Here is a 22,030-nt window from a genome sequence, read left to right on the forward strand (position 1 = left end):
AACTCATTTGTCAAACGTTCTCCAGGAGGTACCCCCACCCCCCGGCGGTCCGGCATCGGCACAAGCCCCTGAGCACGGGAGCCGCCACCGGCTCCGCCGCTGACGGGCCGCCGCCCGGCGACGCCGCATGCGCCCCCCACCCCCGTCCCCCATGCTCAAAGGCGCCGAAGGCGCGAGACGAGACCGTCAGCCGCCCGACGGCTCCCAGACCGCGCAGTCGTGGGCGAAAAGCACACGGCGGGGATCGAAGCCGATGAGGCGGTCCAGCCAGGGGCGGTACGGGGGGAGGGGAGGCGCCATGCCGTCGAGGGCGGCCGTGCGGGCCAGGTGGTCCGAGGTGAACTCGGAGGCGAAGTCATGAGCCTGACCGGCGAGGATCACCGTGCCGTCGGACTGGCGGACGGCCAGGGACTGGTGGCCGTCGGTGTGGCCGGGGGTGGGGATGATGTGGACGCCCGGCCAGATCTCGGCCTCCCCGGTGAGTTCTTCGTAGCCGGCGCCGGGGAAGTCCAGTAGCTCGTCGAACGTGTAGTCGCCCCCGCGAGCGGTGGCCAGCTCCACGTCCTGGACCAGGATCGGCGTACCGCCCAACAGGGGGTTGCCGCCGCAGTGGTCGAAGTGGAGGTGGCAGTTCACGACGAGGGAGACGTCCGCGAGGGCTGCCCCGGCCGCCGACAGCGCCTCCGGAAGGGCGCGACGGCGAGGGCGGTAGTGCGCCTCGGTCTCGGGGTCGGCGGCGCCGATGCCGGTGTCGAAGAGGATCAGCCCCCGCTCGTGCCGCACCAGATAGGCGAGCACCGGCTCGACCCGTGGCCGCGGTCCGCCGGTTTCCGAGGCGGGGCGGACGAAGTAGCCGAGGTCGAGGCGGCGTACCGCTGTGTCGTTGGCCATCTCGCCATGGTCGCGCGGCGCGTAGCGTGCCCGCTCGGGGCTCTGCCGGGAGCAGAGGTCCGAGGAACATCCGTGTCAGGTCGGGCGCTGAGCGTTCGTCGGTCCTGGTAGGCGGTTCAGGCAGGTTGTGCGGTGCAGTGCTCGGCCAGCGCGCGTAGGCCCGTGGCGAAGATGTCGTCCCGGAAGGACTTTGTCAGTTCGCCGGCATCGGACGGGGCGCAGTCGAACACCACCGACCAGCCGACGAAGGCCTCGCCGGTCGCGGTGAGCGGCAGGACCTGCATGGTGGCTCGGTAGAAAACCACCGGGTACGGCGAGCTGATGATGTCGTACGTGAGCGATCTACTGTGATCGTCAAGTGCCACGAGCGTTTCCACAACGGATTTCCCGTCGGCCATGAGAAGGGTACGGACGGTGCCGACGCGGTCAGGTGCGTCTCCGTCGAGCAGAGTGCTGCGCGCCACAGCGGGTTGCCAGTTCGCCAGACCGCCGAAGTCGCGCAGGGTGTGCCACACGGTTGTGGCATCGGCCGGGATGACGGCGCTGGCATACGCTTCGGGCATTGGTGTTCTCCTGTATCGGATGGGAACGGCCTTCGGTTCGAGTGGACCTTGCTGAGGTCTCCGCCCTGCCTGTGCGTGTCCTGGGCACTGGCTCGGTGAATCCGGCCACGGGTACTTCCGTGGGGTCGGTGCCGCTCGTCATGCCAGCGACGCTAGGGGCGCGATCGCTGACGTGGGAGGGTGCGCTGCGGCCACCCGGTATGACACACCGTGATGAGGCTGCTACGGGAACCGTCCTCGGGGCTGGTCGGAGGGGTTGTTCGCCCCATCGACGGCTGGTCTGGCGGTAACGCCGAGTGAGGAGCGACGGCCGGGCCGCGTGGGTCCATCGCACCCATCCACCCGCCCGTTCTCCTGCCTAGTCTGGTTCGCATGGACGGAGACAACGGACTCGGTGACTATCTGCGTGCTCGCCGCGACACGACCATGCCACGGGATGTCGGATTCCCCGACGACGCGTCTCGGCGGGTGTCCGGCCTGCGTCGGGACGAGGTGGCGCTGCTCGCCGGGGTGAGCACGGACTACTACATCAGGCTGGAACAGGGCCGGGAGCGGCATCCGTCCAAGCAGGTGCTCCAGGCGATCGCCCGGGCACTGCGGCTCGACGAAGCCGCCACGACCCATCTCTTCCGGCTCGGCCTGAGCGCTCCCTGGCCGTCTGTGCGAGCGACCACGACGGTCGGTCCTGACCTGCTGAGGCTGATGGACAGCCTGCGGCAGCTGCCCGCGTTCGTGGTCGGCTCGGCCCAGGACGTGCTTGCCTCCAACGCGATGGCGCAAGAGCTGTACCGGGGTTTCACCCGCTACGACAACCTACTGCGGATGATCTTCCTGGATCCCTTCGCCCAGGAGTTCTACGGAGACTGGGAGAACGCGGCGGCCGTTGCGGTGAACAATCTGCGCGCGTCGTCGGCGCAGTTCCCGGATGACGAGCGCATCGAGCGCGTCGTCGGCGAACTCAGCGTCCACAGCCCCGCGTTCGCGACTTTGTGGGCACGCTACGAGATCCGTCCGCGCACGCAGGAGGACAAACACTTTTGCCACCCGCGGGTGGGTGAACTGCGTCTGCACTTCGAGGCCCTGGCCGTCACCAGTGCTCCTGGACAGCACCTGTCCGTCTACAGCGCCGAGCCCGGCAGTGCCAGCAGCGACGGCCTGATCCTGCTCCGCCGGCTGGCCGAGCAGAGCACCGCTCCAGAGAAAGGAAACGTACATTCATGACCGACCCCGTCGCCCACGCCGCCGGCCGTTTCGAGATCGCCGGCAAGAAGGTCGCCCGGCTCGGCTTCGTCCCCTGGGCTCCGGTGGGCGCCGGCGAGCTTGCCAGGCCGGGCGGCCCGGTCGACCGCATCTCCTCCGCACACGGCGCCACCCCCTCCCAGGTCGCACTCGCCTGGCCGGCGGCGGATCGGTGGGGTCATCAGGGGCGGTCTCCGGCGTCAGGCGAACGCAGGTAGTTGTAGACCGTGGCGCGGGAGACCCCCAGGAGTTCGGTGACCACCTGGACCGAGTGCTTCACCTGGAGGTAGCCGCTGGTCTTGAGGGTGCGGACGAGTTCCTTCTTGGCGGGGGTGCCCAGGCTGCGCGGGGTCTGGCCGCGGGCGGCGGCGAATTCCTCGATGACGGTGCGCAGTTCCGCGGCGGTGCGGGCGCGGAGGGTTTCGGTGAGCGGCTGTTCCTGCTCATCGGTCCGGACGAGGTTGTTGAGGCTGCGGGCGACGCTCGCGAAGAGGGAGACGTCCAGGTTCAGGCAGATGGCGGCGACGTACTGGCCCGCGCTGTTCTTGATGCCGATCGAGGTGCTCTTCGCCGGGCGGCCGTCCGGGAAGCGGTTGGCGTAGTTCTGGACGATGTCGGGGAAGCCGGGGTCCCGCATCCGGGCCAGGCCCAGCTCGGTGGCGGACTGGCCCACCTCGCGGCCGGAGAGATTGCTCTCGATGGCGCGGATGGACTGGTCGGCGTTGCGCAGATCGTGGAGGACCACCTCGCACAGCCCGGGGAACATCCGGCCGAGGGCGACCACGATCTTCTCGGTCTCGCGGAGCAGCAACTCGTCCTCGGGCGTTCCCGTCGCCTCCTGACGCCTCTCCTCGGTCATCGCTCATCGCCCTCCGGCGCGAAGAGCTCCGTCATCGTCGGCGTCGCCTTCAGCCCCGAGCCGGTCAGCAGCACCACCGTGGTCTCACCGGGGCGGATCGCGCCCCGGGCGCGGAAGACCTCGATCGCGGCGGCCGCCGTCGCGCTGGTCGGCTCCGCGTAGAGCCCCGTCGCGGCCAGCCGGCGGACCGCCGCGGCGATCGCGTCCTCCGGGATGGCCGCCATGTCGCCGTCCGAGCGGCGGATGGCGCGCAGCACCTCGGGGAAGCGGACGGGTTCGCGGATGGCCGTGCCCTCGGCGATGGTCGGGGCGTGGAGAGACGGCACGGGGGTCTCGGTGCCCGCGCGGAACGCGGCGTGCAGCGGGGCGCAGTGGGCGGGCTGGGCCACCAGCAGCCGGGGGCGGTGGGCGATCTGGCCCGCGGCGAGCAGTTCGGAGAAGCCGAGGTCGCAGCCGAGCACGGTGCTGCCCGCGCCCGCCACGGTCACCACGGCGTCCGGTGCGGTGAAGCCCAGGTCCTCCCACAGCTCGTACGCCAGGGTCTTGGTGCCCTGGAGGAAGAAGGGGTGCCAGTTGTGGCTGGCGTAGTACGTATGGGCCGACTGGCGCAGCGCCTCCGCCGCGGTGGCGTCGCGGCCGCCCGGCACCAGCTGGACCTCGGCGCCGTAGGCCCGGCTCTGGAGGACCTTCGCGGGGGAGGTGGTGGCGGGGGCGATGATCCGGGCCCGGATGCCGGCGGCGGCGCAGTACGCGGAGACGGAGGCCCCGCCGTTGCCGGAGCTGTCCTCGATGACCTCGCGTACGCCGCGCTGGGCGAGGAGCGAGATCATCACGCTGGTGCCGCGGTCCTTGAAGCTGCCGGTGGGGCTGAACCACTCCAGCTTGAAGAGAATCCGATCCTCCCCCCAGCTCTTTTCGACCAGCGGGGTGCACCCTTCTCCCAGTGACACCGGGGCGTCGATGCGTACCGGGAGGGCCGCTCGGTAGCGCCATAGTGACCGGGCCCCGGTGTCCACCTGCTCGCGGGTGATGCCGGGCAGTGCGGAGACGGTGAGGGGAGCCCCGTCATCGCCGCACCAGCGGGGGTCGTCGATCGGGTAAGTGGCGCCGGAGCGCTCGTCGACGTAGCGGGGTTCGGATCCTGGTTCAGCTCGCACCTTGGATATTTTGTTTAGTTGTGTATATCCAGTCAAGGGCGTGACGGGCTGCTCGAGCCCACGGCGAGTGCGGTGCGAGGGCCGCTCAAGGGTGGGCGAACAGCCGTTCCAGCACTACCGCGACCCCGTCGTCCTCGTTCGCCGGCGCCACCTCGTCGGCCATCGCCTTCAGTTCCGGGTGGGCGTTGCCCATCGCGACCCCATATCCGGCCCAGCCCAGCAGCGGGATGTCATTGGGCATGTCGCCGAACGCGATCGTCTCGGCGGGGGTGAACCCCATGCGGTCGGCGGCCAGTTGGAGCCCCACCGACTTGTCCGTCCCGGCCGGGAGCACCTCGATCATGCCCTTCTCGGAGTGGGTCACCGCCACCTCGCCCGCGCCCACCCGCTCCGCGGCCGCCGCGACCAGCCCGTCCGCCACCGTCCGGTGGCGTATCAGCACCTTCTCGATCGGCGCCGCCCACAGCTCCTCCCGCTCGGCCAGCCCCCACTCCGGACGCATCCGCTCGGTGAAGCGGGAGGTGACGACGAAGCGGTTCTCGGGCGCCGCGGTCACCACGGCGAGCTCCAGCGGCCCCGCGCCCAGCGCCTCCTCGGTGCGCTCCACCACCGACCGGGCCAGCTCCCGGTCCAGCGACGCGGAGACCAGCAGCCGGTCCGCGGAGGCGTCGTACAGCTGCGCGCCCTGTCCGCACACCGCGAGCCCCCGGTAGCCGACCGCCACCAGGAACTCCCGGCAGGACGCGGCCGGGCGCCCGGTGACCACCAGATGCCGCGCCCCGGCGGCCCCGACCAGGGCCAGCGCCTCACGGTTGCGCGGCGAGACCGTCAGATCCCCGCGCAGCAGGGTGCCGTCGAGGTCGGTGGCCACCAGCGGGAAGCGGGGCCGCCCGGCGGTACGGGGCCGGGGGAGCAGCGCGCCCGGGGACTCGGGGGCGGATTGGGAAGTGGATACGGAAGAAGCGGCAGCGGCCGCGGCGTCGGCGGTGTGCACGGTGGCCGGTGGTCCCTTTCGTCACGCTCATCGTGCTCATTCCGCGTCGAATCAGCGCGACACATGGAGCCCCTGAACCATGTCGACATGTGAACTCATGTCGACCTTGCGGAACAGAGAATGGCGGCTCCGTGGGGGACGATCAAGCCGTGCAGATCACGGCCACCTGCCTCGGCAGCCGGTACGGCAGCGAGCCGTACCACGCGCACGACAGCGCGAAGCCGAAGGAGAGACAGATGACCCCGCCGACCGCGTCCATCCAGAAGTGGTTGGCGGTGGCGACGATCACCAGCAGCGTTGCCGAGGGGTAGAGCAGCCCCAGCGCCTTCACCCACACCGGGCGCGCCAGCGTCGCGATGGTCAGACCGCACCACAGCGACCAGCCGATGTGCATCGAGGGCATCGCCGCGTACTGGTTCGACATAGCGGCGAGGTTTCCCGAGGCCATCGAGCCCCAGGTGTTGTGCACCACCACGGTGTCGATGAAGTGGCCGCCGCTCATCAGCCGGGGCGGGGCCAGCGGAAAGAAGTAGTAGCCGAGCAGGGCCACACCCGTGGTCGCGAAGAGCGCCAGCCGGGTGGCGGCGTAACGGCCCGGATGCCAGTGGTAGAGCCACACCAGCACGCCGAGCGTGACGATGAAGTGGAGCGTGGCGTAGTAGTAGTTCATGCCCACGATCAGCCAGCTGACCGAGTCGATCGCATGGTTGACGCCCCGCTCGAAGGCCATTCCGAACCGGTGCTCCCACTCCCAGATCCAGCTCGCGTTGCGCAACGCCTCCGGCCGCTGCTCCGGGACGGCGTTGCGGATCAGCGAATAAGTCCAGTAACTGACGGCGATGAGGACGATCTCGAACCAGAGCCGGGGCCTTCTGGGGGTACGCAACCGGTCCATCAGGGTGAGGCCCGGTGCCCGCTCCGCGTCGGTGTCCGCGATGGGTGCCGGGGTGGCTGTACGGCCTGCCGTGGTCCTGATCGTCGCTCCACCCATAGGGCAACAGTCTGCCAGACGACGTCCACCCGCAGATCATCCGCGGCATCGGGTCTTCGTTGCTTATGTCCTGGTCCGGGGGGTCCTCCAAGGGGCGTATGCCCCTATACGTCGCCCCCGGCCGCCCGGTTCCGTGCCTCCACGCCGTGGGCCGACGCCGTGGAGCCGCGCACCACCAGTTCGGGCAGGAAGACGAACTCGCTGGGCGGGGCCGGGGTGCCGCCGATCTCCTCCAGCAGCGCCCGCACCGCCGCCTGTCCCATCGACTGCACCGGTTTACGGATCGTGGTCAGCGGCGGATCGGTGAAGGCGATCAGCGGGGAGTCGTCGAAGCCGACCACCGAGACGTCCTGAGGGACCGCAAGACCCTGCTGCCGGGCCGCCCGGATGGCGCCCAGCGCCATCATGTCGCTCGCGCACACCACAGCCGTACAGCCCCGCTCGATCAGCGCGGTCGCCGCCGCCTGACCGCCTTCCAGGGTGTACAGCGAATGCTGGATCAGCTCCTCGGACTCGGCCGGGGAGAGCCCCAGCCGGTCCCGCATCGCCTGCTGAAAGCCTTCGATCTTGCGCAGTACGGGTACGAATCGCTTCGGCCCGAGCGCGAGACCGATCCGGGTGTGCCCGAGCGAGACCAGATGAGTGACCGCCAGCCCCATCGCCGCCCGGTCGTCGGGGGAGATGAACGGCGCCCGCACCTTCGGCGAGAAGCCGTCCACCAGCACGAACGGCACGCCCTGGCCGCGCAGCTGGTCATAGCGCTGCATATCGGCCGAGGTGTCCGCGTGCAGCCCGGAGACGAAGATGATCCCGGCCACGCCCCGGTCCACCAGCATCTCGGTCAGCTCGTCCTCCGTCGAGCCGCCGGGGGTCTGGGTGGCCAGCACCGGGGTGTAGCCCTGCCGGGTGAGCGCCTGCCCGATGACCTGGGCGAGCGCGGGGAAGATCGGGTTCTCCAGCTCGGGCGTGATCAGTCCCACCAGTCCGGCGCTGCGCTGCCGCAGCCGCACCGGCCGCTCATAGCCGAGGACGTCCAGAGCGGCGAGGACGGACTCGCGGGTGGCCGCCGCCACCCCCGGCCTGCCATTGAGGACGCGGCTGACGGTGGCTTCGCTGACCCCCGCCTGGGCTGCGATGTCAGCAAGCCGTGCGGTCATGGAGTGGGACTGTACCGGTCGCGTGTCAGATTGCCCACCACGCGCACGAATCAGGCGGAATGCGCACGGTTCCGGCCTTGTACGCCAGCGGCGCCGACGAGAGCAGCGCACGCCCCGGAACCGGCAGTTCGACCTCCTCCCCGAGCGTGTTGAGCGTGCACACCAGGCCGGGCCGGGACAGCGCGAGCACCCCCGCGGGGGCGTCCAGCCAGCTCATCGGGCCATCCCCGAGGCCCGGCAGCTCACGGCGCAGCGCGAGCGCGTCGCGGTACAGCTCCAGCGTGGAGCCGGGGTCGCCGGTCTGCGCCTCGACGGACAGCTCGGCCCAGTCCTCCGGCTGGGGGAGCCAGCTGCCGCCGGGGCCGAAGCCGTAGGAGTCGCCGGAGCGGGTCCAGGGCAGGGGCACCCGGCAGCCGTCGCGGAAGCCGTCCTGACCGTCCTGGCCCTCCTGCCCGTCGGCGGAGGTGCGGAAGAAGGCCGGGTCCTGGCGCAGCTCGTCCGGCAGCTCGGTCACCTCCGGAAGGCCCAGCTCCTCGCCCTGGTAGAGATAGGCCGAGCCGGGCAGCGCCAGGATGAGCAGGGCCGCGGCACGGGCGCGGGCGAGCCCCCGCTCCGGGTCGCCACCGGCTCCGTCGGCGTAGCGGGTGGTGTGCCGGACCACGTCGTGGTTGGAGAGCACCCAGGTGGTGGGGGCGCCGACGGAGCCGGTGGCGGCCAGCGACTCGTCGATCACCTCGCGCATCGCGGCCGCGTCCCACGGGCACTTCAGGAACTGGAAGTTGAACGCCTGGTGCAGCTCGTCGGGGCGTACGTAGAGGGCCAGCCGCTCGGCGGTGGGCGCCCATGCCTCGGCGACGCCGATCCGGTCACCGGGGTAGGAGTCCAGCAGCCGCCGCCAGGAGCGGTGGATCTCGTGCACCCCGTCCTGGTCGAAGAACGGCAGCACCTGGGAGCCGATCAACTTGGCCTGTTCGGTGCGGCCGATGTCGGGCAGCCCGGCGGCCTTGACCATGCCGTGCGCGACATCGATACGGAAGCCGTCCACGCCCAGATCCAGCCAGAAGCGCAGCACCGAGTCGAACTCCGCGCGGACCTCGGGGGAGTCCCAGTTGAGATCGGGCTGCTGGGGGGCGAACAGGTGCAGATACCACTCGCCGGGGGTGCCGTCCGGAGCGGTGGTACGGGTCCAGGCGGGGCCGCCGAAGACCGACTCCCAGTCGTTCGGGGGCAGTTCGCCGTGGGCGCCGCGGCCGGGGCGGAAGTGGTAGCGGGCGCGGGCCGCGCCGCCGGGCCGCCCGGCCAGCGCCTCGCGGAACCACGGGTGCTGGTCCGAGCTGTGGTTCGGGACGACATCCACGATCACCTTCAGCCCCAGCTCATGGGCGGTGCGCACCAGGTCGTCGGCGTCGCCGAGGGAGCCGAAGAGCGGGTCCACGGCGCGGTAGTCCGCAACGTCGTAGCCGCCGTCGGCCTGCGGGGAGGCGTAGAAGGGGGTCAGCCAGACGGCGTCCACACCCAGCCCGGCGAGGTGCGGCAGCCGCTCCCGCGCCCCGCGCAGATCGCCGATCCCGTCGCCGTCGCTGTCGGCGAAGGAGCGTACGTACACCTGGTAGATGACGGCGTCGCGCCACCAACCGTGGCCTTCGGACGGGCGCGCCGGCTCGGTGGCAAGGGAGGTCGTGAGCTCCTGGGTCATGGCGCGAACGTAACAGCTCTGCAATGGCTTGCGGAAGAGCTTGCAGGGCGCGCGGGTGCCCTTCGGGGGCGCTCCGGTCGTGCTGTGAGCGTATGTCAAGCGCCGTAACGGGAGCGGAGCGGCTACCACGGGGACACGTGGACGTAACGATGCCGGGCGCCTTGCAGAAATTTGCCGCAAGGTCTTTCGACTGGCCTGCGGCCCTGTTACGTTCCTCCGCAACTTGGGGCCGCGAGGGAGCGGCCGGCTTTGGAGGAGTTCAGATGCGACGTGGCATAGCGGCCACCGCACTCGTCGCGGCCATGGCGCTCGCGGCGACGGCATGCGGCGGTGACGACGGCGACAGCGGCGACAAGAAGTCCGGCGGCCATCTCTCCGGCACCGTGACGTACTGGGACACGTCGAACGACGCGGAGAAGGGCACGTACAAGGAGCTCGCCCTGGGCTTCGAGAAGAAGCACCCCGACGTCAAGGTCAACTACGTCAATGTGCCCTTCGGCGACGCGCTGGCCAAGTTCAAGAACGCCGCGGGCTCCGGCGGCTCCGGCGCGCCCGATGTGCTGCGCACCGAGGTGGCCTGGACCCAGGACCTGGCCAACATCGGCTATCTCGCCCCGCTGGACGGCACCCCCGCCCTCGCCGACCAGTCCGACTATCTGCCCAAGGCGCTCGCGGGCGCCGAGTTCAAGGGCAAGACCTACGCCGTACCGCAGGTCATCGACACCCTCGGCCTCTTCTACAACAAGAAGTTGCTGAAGGACGCCGGGGTCCAGCCGCCCAAGGACTGGACCGAGCTCAAGGCCGCCGCCAAGAAGATCAAGCAGAAGACCGGCAAGACCGGCCTCTATCTGCGGGGCGACGACGCCTACTGGTATCTGCCCTTCATCTACGGCGAGGGCGGCGACCTCCTCGACACCGGCGCCAAGAAGGTCACCGTCGACGACGAGCCCGGCATCAAGGCGTTCGCGGCCGCCCGCGACCTGGTCACCTCCAAGGCGGCGGAGACCGACGCCACCGACGGCTGGGACAACATGCAGAACGCCATCAAGAACGGCGACGTCGCGATGACGATCAACGGGCCGTGGGCGATCGAGGACACCCTGGCGGGCAAGGCGTTCAAGGACAAGTCCAACCTCGGGGTGGTCCCGGTCCCGGCCGGCAGCAAGGGCCAGGGCGCCCCGCAGGGCGGCCAGAACCTCACCGTCTACGCGGGGTCGAAGAACCTGGACGCCTCCTACGCCTTCGCGCGGTACATGAGCTCGGCCGAGGTGCAGGCCAAGACCACCGAGAAGCTCTCCCTGCTGCCCACCCGCACCTCCGTCTACTCCAACAAGACGGTCGCGGCGAACCCCAATGTGAAGTTCTTCAAGGCCGCGGTCGACAAGGCCGTCGAGCGCCCCTGGATTCCCGAGGGCAACAGCCTCTTCCAGGCGATCCTGGTGCAGTTCCCGGGCGTCCTCACCGGCAAGACCTCACCGGAGAAGGCCGCCAACGCGGTCGGTGACGCGTACCGCAAGCTCCTCAAGGGCGACTGGAAGTAGGGCCGGCGACGATGGCTGTCGACACCAGCCGGCCGCTGGACCCGGCCGCGGGCGCGAAGGGCGCCCGCGGCCGGGGCGGCCGGGTTCGCAAGGCCGGCACCCCACCGCCGCGCCGGATCCGCGACGTGCTCGCCCGCCACTGGTACGCCTGGGCCATGGTCGCGCCCGTCGTGCTCGTCATCGGGCTGATCATCGGCTATCCGCTGATCCGCGGCGTCTATCTGTCGCTCACGGACGCCAACGAGGCCAACGTCGAGCGCACCATCGGGATGAACCACATCCCCGCCACCTACCAGACGGTCGGCCTCGACAACTTCCAGGCGATCCTCGATGACCAGGTCTTCTGGGACCGGCTGAGCTGGACCGTCACCTGGACCGTCAGCTGTGTGGCGCTCACCTTCGCGATCGGCCTGGGCCTGGCCGTGCTGCTCAACCGGCGGTTCGCCGGGCGCACCCTCTACCGGTCGCTGCTGATCCTGCCGTGGGCCGTCCCCGCCTTCGTCTCCGTCTTCGCCTGGCGGCTGCTCTACAACGAGAAGAACGGCATCCTCAACAAGGTGCTGCACGGCGGCGGGATCGACGCGGTGCCCTGGCTGAACGACCCCACCATGGCCAAGGTCTCGGTGATTGCCGTGAACATCTGGCTCGGGGTGCCGTTCATGCTGGTCGCGCTGCTCGGCGGGCTCCAGTCCATCCCCGGTGAGCTGTACGAGGCCGCCGAGATGGACGGGGCGAGTCCCTGGCAGCGGTTCCGCCACATCACCCTGCCCGGACTGCGCTCGGTCAGCTCCACCGTGATCCTGCTGTCGACCATCTGGACGTTCAACATGTTCCCGGTGATCTTCCTGCTGACCCGCGGCGGACCCGGCGACTCCACCGAGATCCTGGTGACGTACGCCTACCGGCTCTCCTTCGTCAACAGCCCGCGCGACTTCGCCGGCGCCTCGGCCTGGGGCGTGCTGATCCTGCTCATCCTCATGCTCTTCGCGGTGATCTACCGCCGTTCGCTCCGCAAGCAGGGAGAGGTCTGGTAGCCATGCGCGACCAACGACGCGGCCCGCTCGCCTCCGTCGGGCTGCACACCACGCTCGTCATCGCCTCCGCGGTCGCGGTCTTCCCGCCGCTGTGGCTGGTGGTGACCTCGTTCAAGCCCAAGAGCGAGGCGTTCAGTACCGATGTGGTCAAGGACCCGACGCTGCGGAACTACCAACACGTCCTGGGCGACACCGAGTTCCTGACCTGGTTCGGCAACTCGCTGTTCATCGTGGTCATCACCACGCTCCTGGGCGTCTTCGTCGCGGCCACCACCGGCTACGCCGTCAGCCGCTTCCGGTTCCCCGGGATGCGCCCGCTGATGTGGCTGCTGCTGATCACCCAGATGTTCCCGGTGGCCATCCTCATCGTGCCGCTGTACAACATCATGTCGACGCTGGGCTGGCTCAACCAGCCGATCTCGCTCATCGTCACCTACCTCACCGTGGCCGTGCCGTTCTGCGCCTGGATGATGAAGGGCTTCTTCGACACCATCCCGGTGGAGATCGACGAATCGGGCCGGGTCGACGGGCTCAACCCCTTCGGGACCTTCTGGCGGCTGGTCGTCCCGCTGGCCAAGCCGGGGCTCGCGGTGACCGCGTTCTACACCTTCATCACCGCCTGGGCCGAGGTGGCCTACGCCTCCGCCTTCATGACGGGGGAGGACCACCTCACGCTCGCGGCGGGGCTCCAGACCTTCGTCAACCAGTACACCTCCGACTGGGGCTCCATGACGGCCGCCGCCGTCATGATCGCCATCCCGGCGGCGCTGGTGTTCTCCTGGGCCCAGCGCCATCTCGTGGCGGGGCTCACGGCCGGGGCGACCAAGTCGTGACGAGTCCGTTGGCGGCGGGCCCGTTGGCGGCGGGCGCGCGGGAGGCGGGCGGATCCGCGGGAGGCCCATCCGCGGCGGGCGGATCCGCGGGCGGCCCATCCGCCGTGGGCCCACCGGGGGCAGGCCCGCCGGGGGCGCCGCCGCGGCTCGCCGATATCGCCGCCCAGGCCAAGGTCAGCGAGGCCACCGTCAGCCGGGTGCTCAACGGCAAGGCGGGCGTGGCGGCCACCACCCGGCAGCGGGTGCTCGCCGCCCTCGACGTCCTCGGCTACGAACGGCCGGTACGGCTGCGGCGGCGCAGCGCCGGGCTGGTCGGCCTGGTCATCCCGGAGCTGACCAACCCGGTCTTCCCCGCCTTCGCCCAGATCATCGAGCAGGTGCTGGCCGGTCATGGCTACACCCCGATCCTGTGCACCCAGATGCCCGGCGGCGCCACCGAGGACGAGCTGGTGGAGCAGTTGGAGGAGCGCGATGTGGCGGGCATCGTCTTCATGTCCGGACTGCACGCCGACACCACGGCGGACCCTGCCCGCTATGCCCGGCTGGCCGGGCGCAAGGTGCCGTTCGTGCTGATCAACGGCTATCACGAGGACATCCAGGCCACGTTCGTCTCGCCCGACGACCGGGCGGCCGCGCGGATGGCCGTCCGCCACCTGGCCGCGCTCGGCCACCACCGGATCGGCCTCGCGGTGGGGCCCGCCCGCTATGTCCCCGCGCTGCGCAAGGTCGAGGGGTTCCTCGCGGCGAGCGCGGAGCTGCTGGGCCGATCGGCGGACGAGGCACGGGAGCTGGTGCGGCATACGCTCTTCAGCGTGGAGGGCGGGCAGGTGGCGGCGGCCACGCTGCTGGACCAGGGCTGTACGGGCGTCGTGTGCGGCAGCGACCTGATGGCGCTCGGGGTGATCCGGGAGGCGGCCCGGCGCGGGCTGCGGGTGCCGCACGATGTGTCGGTGGTCGGCTTCGACGACTCCCCGCTGATCGCCTTCACCGATCCTCCGCTGACCACCGTCCGCCAGCCGGTGCAGTCGATGGCGACGGCGGCGGTGGGGGCGCTGCTGGAGGAGCTGGCCGGAAACCCGGTCCAGCACACGGAGTTCGTCTTCCAGCCGGACCTGGTCGTGCGCGGCTCCACGGCCAGGCCGCGCTAGGGCCTGTCTGGAGTATCCGACGGCCCGTACCGCCTGCGGCGGGCTGTCCCCCACCCCGCCCCTTCCCTCAACTGGGGCTCCGCCCCAGCCCCCGTCCGGTGAGCTGACCATGGCGACCCTCTGGGTCCCAGGGGGGAGCGAACCCGGGGCTTCGCCCCGGGTCCCGGCCGGGCGACCCGGATGTCGCGCGGGCGTCCGCCGCGCTGGCGTGCCGACCGGGACCAGCCCCCGGTGTGGGTGTTGACGGCCTCGCCGCCTGCCGCGAGCAGCGCCCGTCCCGCGGACGCCCTGGTCGGCTGCTCACCGGTCGGCCGCTCGACCATCGCGCCACAGGCGGCGCGGTCGGTGCCCTGGCCGGTGAGCTGATCGCGGCGGCGGTCGGCTCCTCGGCCCCGGGGCGGAGTCCCTGGTAGCGGGAAGGGGCGGGGAGGGGAAAGATCCGCACGCCGGGTACCCCGTAGCGGGCACCCCGTGGGAAAACCGATCCGACCGGCCGGGCGCGTGGGGCCCGTTGACCGGACCCCCGGCCGGCCGGATCGGAGAACGTGGTTGAACGTAACACCGCCGCAATTGCTTGCGAAAGGTCTTGCAACAACGAAAACTCGCGAGTACGGTCCCGTCACCACCCCACCACTGACGTCTTGCAGCAAGAACCTTCAACTGGCCTTACGGGCATGGCGCGTTGCCGTACGAGGCTCGATCGGCACCCCCGAACTCCCCCCACGGAGGAACGATGGCCAGCAGCCGCATACCCCTTGCCACCGCACTCGCCCTCGCGGCGAGCGCGGTGACGCTCGTCGCACTGCCCCAGACCGCGAGGGCGACACCGCCCGGCACCAAGGACGTCACCGCCGAACTCTTCGAGTGGAAGTACGACTCCGTCGCCAAGGAGTGCACCAGCACCCTCGGCCCCGCCGGATACGGCTATGTCGAGGTGTCCCCGGCCACCGAGCACATCCAGGGCGGCCAGTGGTGGACCTCCTACCAGCCCGTCAGTTACAAGATCGCCGGACGGCTCGGCGACCGCACCGCCTTCAAGAACATGGTCGACACCTGTCACGCCGCGGGCGTGAAGGTCGTGGCCGACGCCGTCATCAACCACATGTCGGCCGGATCCGGGACCGGCACCGGCGGTTCCTCGTACACCAAGTACGACTACCCCGGGATCTACCAGCCCCAGGACATGGACGACTGCACCGCGCAGATCAGCAACTACCAGGACCGCTGGAATGTGCAGCACTGCGAGCTGGTGGGCCTCGCCGACCTGGACACCGGTGAGGAGTACGTCCGTACCCGACTCGCGCAGTACCTGGGCGACCTGCTCTCGCTCGGCGTGGACGGCTTCCGCGTCGACGGTGCCAAGCACATCCCGGCGGACGATCTGGCCGCCATCAAGAGCCGGCTGAGCGACCCGGGCGTCTACTGGAAGCAGGAGGTCATCTACGGCGAGGGCGAGGCGGTCTCGCCGACGGAGTATCTGCGCAACGGCGATGTGCAGGAGTTCCGCTACGGCCGTGACCTCAAGCGGGTGTTCCGGAGCGAGAAGCTGGCGTATCTGAAGAACTTCGGCGAGGGCTGGGGCCATATGGCGAGCGGCCAGTCCGGTGTCTTCGTCGACAACTGGGACACCGAGCGCAACGGGTCCACCCTCACCTACAGAGACGGCGCCGACTACACCCTGGCCAATGTCTTCATGCTGGCCTGGCCGTACGGGTCCCCGGACGTCCACTCCGGCTACGAGTTCAGCGACAACGACGCGGGCCCGCCCAACGGCGGTGCGGTGGGCGCCTGCTACCAGGACGGCTGGAAGTGCCAGCACAAATGGCCCGAGATCATGAGCATGGTCGCCTTCCGCAACACGGCCCGGGGCGCCTCGGTGACCAACTGGTGGGACAACGGCAACAACGCCATCGCGTTCGGACGCGGCGACAAGGCGTACGTGGCCATCAACCACGAGAGCGGCTCCCTCACCCGGACCTTCCAGACCTCGCTCCCGGCGGGCGGCTACTGCGACGTGCAGAGCGGCAAGTCCGTCACGGTCGACTCCTCGGGCCAGTTCACCGCCACGCTGGGCGCCAATACGGCGGTGGCCCTGCACACGGGCGCCCGTAGCTGCGGGTAGGCCGCCGCCTTCACCCGCGGGCCCGGAGCCAAGGGGCTCCGCCCCTGCCCCGGGGTTCTGGCTTGGGCCCGGGGTTCTGGCTTGGGCCCGGGGTTCTGGCTTGGGTCCGGCGGTCCGGCTTGGGCCCGGGGTTCCGCCCCTGGGCTCGGCCCGTGCCCCGGACTCCGGACCCCGGACCCCGTGCCCCGTGCCCCGGACCCCGGGCACGGCCCCGGGCCCCCTGCCCGGCCGTCGCCCCGGGCATCAGGCACCGCACCAGGCCCCGGGCTCCGCCCCCGCCCCGGGCATCGAATCGCCCCCGACGTTCTCCTCGCTCCCCGGGCGGGGCCGGAGAGCGCCTCCGCCCCCGCCCGGGGAGCGGGGGCGCGGAGCCCACACCCACACCACACCTCAAGGAGCCACCAGCCCCGTGAAACCCCCGAGAGCCACCCTCTTTCGCACCGCCGCCGCGCTCGCCACCCTGGCGCTGGGCGCGGCGGCCGTGCCCGCCGTTTCGCAGACCGCCCGGGCCGCGGCCACCAAGACTCAGGCCGCCACCGCCGAGGCGCAGTGGATCGACCGCGCCACCGTCGTCTGGAAGGTCGAGCACACCGCCGCGACCGCCGAGGAGCTGCGCTCCGCGGGCGGCGGCACGCTGCGGCTGGCCCCGGCCGCGCTGACCGGAGCCCAGAAGGCCGCCTATCCGCACCTGGCCGACCGCCCCGCCTATCGGCTCGACCCGCGCGACCGCGGCAAGGCCGCCACGGCGCTGCGCGGCCCGCTCAGCGCCGTCCAGCGCGCGGCCGACGACCGCGACCACGTACTGCACCGCACGGGTGTGCAGATCCCCGGCGTCCTGGACGACCTCTACGCCGACCGGGCGCGCCGGGCCCGCCTCGGCCCGGTCTTCCACGGCGGCCGACCCACCCTCTCCGTCTGGGCGCCGACCGCCCAGAGCGTCTCGCTCGACCTCGACGGGCGCACCGTCGCCATGCGCCGGGACCCCGGCAGCGGGGTGTGGAGCGTCACCGGGAGCCCCGAGTGGCGGGACAAGCCGTACCGCTACCGGGTCCGGGTCTGGGCGCCGAGCGTCGGGAAGACCGTCACCAACGAGGTCACCGACCCCTACTCCACCGCCCTGACCGCCGACTCCGCCCGCAGCCTGGTCACCGACCTCGCCGATCCCCGGCTCGCCCCCGCCGGCTGGGCGTCGCTGAAGAAGCCCAGGGCCGTCCCGCTGCGCGACGCCCGCATCCAGGAACTCCAGATCCGCGACTTCTCCATCGCGGACCGCGGCAGCGCCCACCCCGGCCAGTACCTCGCCTTCACCGACCGCGGCTCGGACGGGATGCGGCACCTCACCCGGCTGGCCCGGTCCGGCACCTCGTACGTCCACCTCCTGCCCGCGTTCGACTTCGGCACCGTCCCGGAGCGGCGGTCCGACCAGGCCCGGCCCGGCTGCGACCTGGCCGCCCTGCCCGCCGACTCCGACCAGCAGCAGAAGTGCGTGGCCCAGGCCGCCGACAGGGACGGCTACAACTGGGGCTACGACCCGCTGCACTACACCGTGCCGGAGGGGTCCTACGCGAGCGACCCGGACGGCCCGGCCCGCACCCGCGAGTTCCGGCGGATGGTGCAGGGGCTGGCCCACGCCGGGCTGCGCACTGTCATGGACGTGGTCTACAACCACACCGTGGCCGCGGGACAGGACGACAAGTCGGTGCTCGACCGCATCGTGCCCGGCTACTACCAGCGACTGCTGGACGACGGCAGCGTGGCGACCTCCACCTGCTGCCCCGGCACCGCGCCCGAGCACGCGATGATGGGCAAGCTGGTGGTGGACTCGATCGTCACCTGGGCCCGTGATTACAAGGTTGACGGCTTCCGGTTCGATCTCATGGGCCACCACCCCAAGGCCAACATCCTGGCCGTGCGCAAGGCACTCGACGCCCTGACCCCCGCCAAGGACGGGGTGGACGGCAAGTCGATCATCCTCTACGGGGAGGGCTGGAACTTCGGAGAAGCGGCCGACGACGCCCGCTTCGTCCAGGCCACCCAGCGCAACATGGCCGGTACCGGCATCGCCACCTTCAGCGACCGGGCGCGGGACGCGGTGCGCGGCGGCGGGCCGTTCGACGAGGACCCCCGCGTGCAGGGCTTCGCCTCCGGGCTCTTCACCGACCCCAACGGCTCACCCGCCAACGGCGGCCGGGACGAGCAGCGGGCCCGGCTGCTGCACGCCCAGGACCTGATCAAGGTGGGGCTCTCCGGCAACCTCGCCGACTACACCTTCACCGACACCGGCGGACGCCGGGTCAAGGGCTCCGAGGTCGACTACAACGGCGCCCCGGCCGGTTACGCCGCCGCCCCCGGCGACGCGCTCGCCTACGCCGACGCCCATGACAACGAGACCCTCTACGACGCGCTCGCCTACAAGCTCCCCGCCACCACCTCGGCCGCCGACCGGGCCAGGGCCCAGGTGGTGGCCCTGGCCACCGCCACCCTCTCCCAGGGCCCGGCGCTCAGCCAGGCGGGCACCGATCTGCTGCGCTCGAAGTCGCTGGACCGCAACTCCTTCGACAGCGGGGACTGGTTCAACGCCGTCCATTGGGATTGCGCGTCCGGCAACGGCTTCGGCCGGGGGCTGCCCCCGGCGGCGGACAACGAGCCCAAGTGGCTGTACGCCAAGCCCCTGTTGACCAATCCGGCGGTACGTCCCGGCTGCTCCGAGATCACGGGCGCCTCGGCGGCCTACCGGGATCTGCTGCGGATCCGCACCACGGAGAAGGCGTTCAGCCAGACCACGGCGGAGGGGGTGCGGCGGGCGCTGTCCTTCCCGCTGTCCGGGACCGGGGAGACGCCGGGCGTCATCACCATGCGGCTCGGCCGGCTCGTGGTGGTCTTCAACGCGGCCCCGTCCCGGCGGTCGCAGACCGTCCCCGCCCTGGCAGGGGCCCCGTACGCTCTCCACCCGGTACAGGCGCACGGCGCCGACGCCACGGTGAGGACGTCCGGCTACGAGCGCGCGACCGGAACCTTCACCGTCCCCGGCCGCACGGTCGCCGTCTTCACGGTGGCGGGGGCCGTCGGGCGCTGAGGGGGTGTCCGGCGGAGCGTGGCGCCTGCGGCGGGCTGTTCCCCTCCCGCCCCTTCCCTCAACTGGGGCTCCGCCCCAGACCCCGGAGTCCAGGGGCGGAGCTTCTGCCGTGCGGCGGAGCCGCATATCGATATCGCGGGAGAGGGGGAAGGCCTGCTGGCTCTGCCGCCTCAGTGTGCGTCAGCCGCTGGCCTCAGCGGCCGGGCCCTGGCGTCTTGGTGTGCTTGCGTGTCAGGGGGGTGTTCGGGGCTTCGCCACGGGCGCCGGGGTTCAGGGGCGGAGCTTCTGCCGTGCGGCGGAGCCGCATATCGATACCGCGGGAAGGGGCGGGAAAGCATCGATATGCGGCTCCGCCGCGTGGTCCGCCGCACCCCCTGGCGCAGGGGCGCAGCCGCGCCCGCCTTGGCGGGGAGGCGCTCTGAAGGGGGCGGGGCTGTGTCGGTGTGCGGCTCCGCCGCGTGGGCGACCAGCCACGACGGCGCCGCGGACGATCGACGGCAGGTCGGGGCACTTCCAGCGGAGCGTCAGCGCAGCGGGCCCATCCGGTCACCGTTCGCCAGGCGGGCCTTGAGGTCGGCGCGGGCGCCTGCCTTGGCGGGGAGGGTCAGGCCGCGGCCGTAGGAGCGGCCCCGGACGCCGCCGGTGGCGACGATCCCGGTCACCTGGCGGCTTCCGGCGGCCAGCAGATACCAGTGGCCGGACCGGGCCTTCCACAGCACCCCCGCCAGCACCCGCGGCTCGCGCGGGCCGCAGGCGGGGGAGTTGTCGGCGCCGGCCGCGACCGCGCCCGCCTTGCCGCGGCGGGTGTCCCACGGCTGGAACTGGGCCAGGACCTTGCTGCCCGTGCCCCGCCAGGTGTCGGCGCGGGTGCACAGCCAGGCGGCGTGGCCGCCCGCCTCCGGCAGGGCCTGGGCGGCGAACCGCCAGGCGTTGACCGAGCGCACCCCGCGCGCCCGCATCATCGCCAGCCGGCATCCGGTCCTGGCCCAGCTCGCCCGGGCCGCCCGCCCCGCCACATCGCGCACCCCGGCGCCCGGGGTGCCGTAGGTGAGCCGGGCCGGGGCCAGTTCGCCGAGGTCGGCCACGAGCCGCGAGCCGAACTGGAGCGCGGGCCAGCCACGGCAGGGGCGCAGCCGCGGAACGGTGCGCACCGGGTCGGTCACCCCGTCCCCGGTGCGGCGCAGCAGGCGCGGCGCCCCGGCCGGGTGCAGCAGGTCCCGCACCCAGGCGTGGCGCACCCATGGGGCGGTCAGATAGCGGACGTTGCCGTCCGTGCGGCTGAGGACCAGGGCGGTCGAGGTGCCCGCGTCCGCGGCGTCCAGCCGGGCGAAGTCCAGCGCGACCGCGCCGCCCTCACTCGCCTCCGCGTACCGCGCGACCCGCAGCCCGTCGTACAGCAGCACCACCGTGGCCTGGTCCACCTCGCCCGCGAACAGCAGCTGTGGCGGCCCCGACGGCGGTCCGGACTGCGTGCCCATGGTGGCCGACACCCGCACCGAACGGCCCGGCCGCGCCCAGACGGCCAGCGCGCGGCGCAGCAGCGCGGTGTCCCGGACCCGGTCGCCGCGCGCGGGCCAGGAGGAGAAGTCGGCGCGGGACGCGGTGCGCCAGGCGTCGGGCGCGGCGCGGGTCAACCTGCCCGGGTCCAGGGCCCGTTCGGAGGCGGGATTGCGGGCGTACGAAGGCGCGGCGGCGCCGCTCGGCCCCCAGCCCCGCCCCGGCATTCCCAGCAGCGTCCCGCACACCACCAGCGCCACCACGGCCACCAGCACCGCCCGCAGATGCTGACGGCGGCGCATCAGATCGGTGGGCCGCGCCTGGAGCGAACACGGGTCGAACTCGGCGGACTCCAGCAGCGATTCGTCCCGGCTGCCCGCCGGGTCCGGCACCGACTCCGCCTCGTCCACCGCGTCCCGCGCGTCGGCGACCCCCGCGGCGCGCAGCAGGGCGCGCGTCTCGTGCTCGTCGAGCTGCTCCAGCTCCAGCAGGGCGTACGCGGCGCGGCCGGGGCCGGACAGCTCCGACAGCGCCTTCTCCAGGGCGAGTTCATCGGCGCCGCCCGAGCGCGGGAACAGTCGCAGCCCGAACACCTGCGGCAGCACCGGGGGCCGCTGCCACCAGGGCCGCTGCCGGGCGGCGCGCAGCGCCAGGCGGAGCACCCGCAGCCGCACATAGGCGTAGCCCGTGTCGGCCCCCGGGCCCCTCGTCCCGCGCTGCCAGGGCAGTTCGACGTCGGGGTGCGGGTCCGGGCCGGTGCCGTAGCCCCGGTTGCGGGGCAGCGCGCGCTGGGCGAGGGCGTGTGCCGCGAGCACCCGGCGGGTGCGCCCGATGCCCGGCGGCAGGATGAGATACGCGAGCCGCACCAGCCGCGGATAGTGCTCGACGATGGCGGCCTCGGCCTGCTCGACGTCGATCAGGCCGGTGGTTTCGTCGTCGGTGGCGACTGTCGCCTGGTGCTGGTCCACGTGTCGTGAACGAGTGGCGGGCCGGGTTGGTCACCTACGGGGGTGTCCGGCGCCACTTGGCGCCTGCGGCGGCCTGCTCCCCTCCCCGCCCCTTCCCGAAACTGGGGCTCCGCCCCAGACCTCGGACCGGGGCTCTGCCCTCAGGCCTCGGACCGGGGCTCCGCCCTCAGGCCCCGGACCGGGGCTCTGCCCTCAGGCCTCGGACCGGGGCTCCGCCCTCAGGCCCCGGACCGGGGCTCCGCCTCAGACCCCGGACCGGGGCTC

The 22,030-nt window shown here is 71.8% G+C and carries 17 protein-coding genes and 1 pseudogene; 9 read left to right on the forward strand and 9 right to left on the reverse strand.

All coding sequences use genetic code 11. The features are described 5' to 3' along the window. Positions 1–186 precede the first annotated feature (186 nt). A complete protein-coding gene (locus tag ACMTAK_RS35550; RefSeq protein ID WP_413809967.1) occupies positions 187–891 on the reverse strand; it encodes an MBL fold metallo-hydrolase in 705 nt (234 codons plus the stop codon). 116 nt (positions 892–1,007) lie between these two features. Beyond that, positions 1,008–1,454, reverse strand: coding sequence for an SRPBCC family protein (locus ACMTAK_RS35555; RefSeq protein WP_413809968.1), 447 nt, complete (start codon positions 1,452–1,454; stop codon positions 1,008–1,010). Positions 1,455–1,826: 372 nt separating this feature from the next. On the opposite strand from ACMTAK_RS35555, the gene ACMTAK_RS35560 reads away from it, so the two are divergent. Together ACMTAK_RS35560 and ACMTAK_RS35565 are read left to right on the forward strand one after the other, a co-directional pair. Beyond that, positions 1,827–2,675 carry a helix-turn-helix domain-containing protein gene (locus tag ACMTAK_RS35560; RefSeq protein ID WP_413809969.1) on the forward strand — a complete coding sequence of 283 codons (849 nt, stop codon included), beginning with the start codon at positions 1,827–1,829 and terminating at the stop codon, positions 2,673–2,675. Beyond that, positions 2,672–2,911, forward strand: a complete 240-nt coding sequence (locus tag ACMTAK_RS35565) for a hypothetical protein (RefSeq protein ID WP_413809970.1) — start codon at positions 2,672–2,674, stop codon at positions 2,909–2,911. The genes ACMTAK_RS35560 and ACMTAK_RS35565 overlap by 4 nt, the downstream gene beginning before the upstream one ends. On the opposite strand, the gene ACMTAK_RS35570 is transcribed toward ACMTAK_RS35565, so the two are convergent. The 6 genes from ACMTAK_RS35570 to ACMTAK_RS35595 form a co-directional block, all read right to left on the reverse strand. Continuing rightward, entirely contained in the window at positions 2,875–3,552 is a 678-nt protein-coding gene (locus tag ACMTAK_RS35570; RefSeq protein WP_413809971.1) for a helix-turn-helix transcriptional regulator, read from the reverse strand. The two genes, ACMTAK_RS35565 and ACMTAK_RS35570, sit on opposite strands and share 37 nt — an antisense overlap. Then, positions 3,549–4,709: a threonine synthase gene (locus ACMTAK_RS35575; RefSeq protein WP_413809972.1), complete on the reverse strand. Its 1,161-nt coding sequence runs from the start codon at positions 4,707–4,709 to the stop codon at positions 3,549–3,551. Before ACMTAK_RS35575 ends, ACMTAK_RS35570 begins: the two co-directional genes overlap by 4 nt. A gap of 85 nt (positions 4,710–4,794) precedes the next feature. Next, positions 4,795–5,703 carry an HAD family hydrolase gene (locus ACMTAK_RS35580; protein WP_413809973.1) on the reverse strand — a complete coding sequence of 303 codons (909 nt, stop codon included), beginning with the start codon at positions 5,701–5,703 and terminating at the stop codon, positions 4,795–4,797. A 142-nt stretch (positions 5,704–5,845) separates the two neighbouring features. After that, entirely contained in the window at positions 5,846–6,694 is an 849-nt protein-coding gene (locus ACMTAK_RS35585) for a phosphatase PAP2 family protein (protein WP_413809974.1), read from the reverse strand. A gap of 104 nt (positions 6,695–6,798) precedes the next feature. Further along, positions 6,799–7,851 (reverse strand): LacI family DNA-binding transcriptional regulator, encoded by a 1,053-nt coding sequence (locus ACMTAK_RS35590; RefSeq protein ID WP_413809975.1) that lies wholly within the window; start codon positions 7,849–7,851, stop codon positions 6,799–6,801. Between the two features lie 25 nt (positions 7,852–7,876). Continuing rightward, a complete protein-coding gene (locus ACMTAK_RS35595; RefSeq protein ID WP_413809976.1) occupies positions 7,877–9,547 on the reverse strand; it encodes a glycoside hydrolase family 13 protein in 1,671 nt (556 codons plus the stop codon). Positions 9,548–9,810: 263 nt separating this feature from the next. Here ACMTAK_RS35595 and ACMTAK_RS35600 point away from each other — a divergent pair, with 263 nt between their 5' ends. The 7 genes and pseudogenes from ACMTAK_RS35600 to pulA all read left to right on the forward strand — a co-directional run. Next, positions 9,811–11,088: an extracellular solute-binding protein gene (locus ACMTAK_RS35600; RefSeq protein WP_413809977.1), complete on the forward strand. Its 1,278-nt coding sequence runs from the start codon at positions 9,811–9,813 to the stop codon at positions 11,086–11,088. 11 nt (positions 11,089–11,099) lie between these two features. After that, the gene (locus ACMTAK_RS35605; RefSeq protein WP_413809978.1) at positions 11,100–12,122 is read left to right on the forward strand and encodes a carbohydrate ABC transporter permease; all 1,023 of its coding nucleotides are present in this window, start codon (positions 11,100–11,102) and stop codon (positions 12,120–12,122) included. A gap of 2 nt (positions 12,123–12,124) precedes the next feature. After that, positions 12,125–12,955, forward strand: a complete 831-nt coding sequence (locus ACMTAK_RS35610) for a sugar ABC transporter permease (RefSeq protein ID WP_413809979.1) — start codon at positions 12,125–12,127, stop codon at positions 12,953–12,955. Positions 12,956–13,059: 104 nt separating this feature from the next. Beyond that, positions 13,060–14,103, forward strand: a complete 1,044-nt coding sequence (locus ACMTAK_RS35615) for a LacI family DNA-binding transcriptional regulator (protein ID WP_413813096.1) — start codon at positions 13,060–13,062, stop codon at positions 14,101–14,103. 233 nt (positions 14,104–14,336) lie between these two features. After that, positions 14,337–14,516, forward strand: coding sequence for a hypothetical protein (locus tag ACMTAK_RS35620; RefSeq protein ID WP_413809980.1), 180 nt, complete (start codon positions 14,337–14,339; stop codon positions 14,514–14,516). A gap of 320 nt (positions 14,517–14,836) precedes the next feature. After that, positions 14,837–16,225, forward strand: coding sequence for an alpha-amylase (locus ACMTAK_RS35625; protein ID WP_413809981.1), 1,389 nt, complete (start codon positions 14,837–14,839; stop codon positions 16,223–16,225). Positions 16,226–16,763: 538 nt separating this feature from the next. Continuing rightward, positions 16,764–19,301, forward strand: a pseudogene (gene pulA / locus ACMTAK_RS35630) (pullulanase-type alpha-1,6-glucosidase); the annotation flags it as partial. Between the two features lie 524 nt (positions 19,302–19,825). On the opposite strand, the gene ACMTAK_RS35635 reads toward pulA, so the two are convergent. After that, complete coding sequence (locus tag ACMTAK_RS35635) at positions 19,826–21,766, reverse strand: hypothetical protein (RefSeq protein WP_413809982.1); 1,941 nt, start codon at positions 21,764–21,766, stop codon at positions 19,826–19,828. Positions 21,767–22,030 lie beyond the last annotated feature (264 nt).

The organism is Streptomyces lacaronensis (assembly GCF_047337785.1).
Taxonomy (GTDB): domain Bacteria; phylum Actinomycetota; class Actinomycetes; order Streptomycetales; family Streptomycetaceae; genus Streptomyces; species Streptomyces lycopersici.

Coding starts and splice junctions, on each gene's coding strand:
- ACMTAK_RS35610 (WP_413809979.1), top strand. CDS start 12,125: ATGCGCGACCAACGACGCGGCCCGCTCGCCTCCGTCGGGCTGCACACC.
- ACMTAK_RS35550 (WP_413809967.1), bottom strand. CDS start 891: ATGGCCAACGACACAGCGGTACGCCGCCTCGACCTCGGCTACTTCGTC.
- ACMTAK_RS35585 (WP_413809974.1), bottom strand. CDS start 6,694: ATGGGTGGAGCGACGATCAGGACCACGGCAGGCCGTACAGCCACCCCG.
- ACMTAK_RS35590 (WP_413809975.1), bottom strand. CDS start 7,851: ATGACCGCACGGCTTGCTGACATCGCAGCCCAGGCGGGGGTCAGCGAA.
- ACMTAK_RS35560 (WP_413809969.1), top strand. CDS start 1,827: ATGGACGGAGACAACGGACTCGGTGACTATCTGCGTGCTCGCCGCGAC.
- ACMTAK_RS35600 (WP_413809977.1), top strand. CDS start 9,811: ATGCGACGTGGCATAGCGGCCACCGCACTCGTCGCGGCCATGGCGCTC.
- ACMTAK_RS35565 (WP_413809970.1), top strand. CDS start 2,672: ATGACCGACCCCGTCGCCCACGCCGCCGGCCGTTTCGAGATCGCCGGC.
- ACMTAK_RS35605 (WP_413809978.1), top strand. CDS start 11,100: ATGGCTGTCGACACCAGCCGGCCGCTGGACCCGGCCGCGGGCGCGAAG.
- ACMTAK_RS35595 (WP_413809976.1), bottom strand. CDS start 9,547: ATGACCCAGGAGCTCACGACCTCCCTTGCCACCGAGCCGGCGCGCCCG.
- ACMTAK_RS35625 (WP_413809981.1), top strand. CDS start 14,837: ATGGCCAGCAGCCGCATACCCCTTGCCACCGCACTCGCCCTCGCGGCG.
- ACMTAK_RS35555 (WP_413809968.1), bottom strand. CDS start 1,454: ATGCCCGAAGCGTATGCCAGCGCCGTCATCCCGGCCGATGCCACAACC.
- ACMTAK_RS35570 (WP_413809971.1), bottom strand. CDS start 3,552: ATGACCGAGGAGAGGCGTCAGGAGGCGACGGGAACGCCCGAGGACGAG.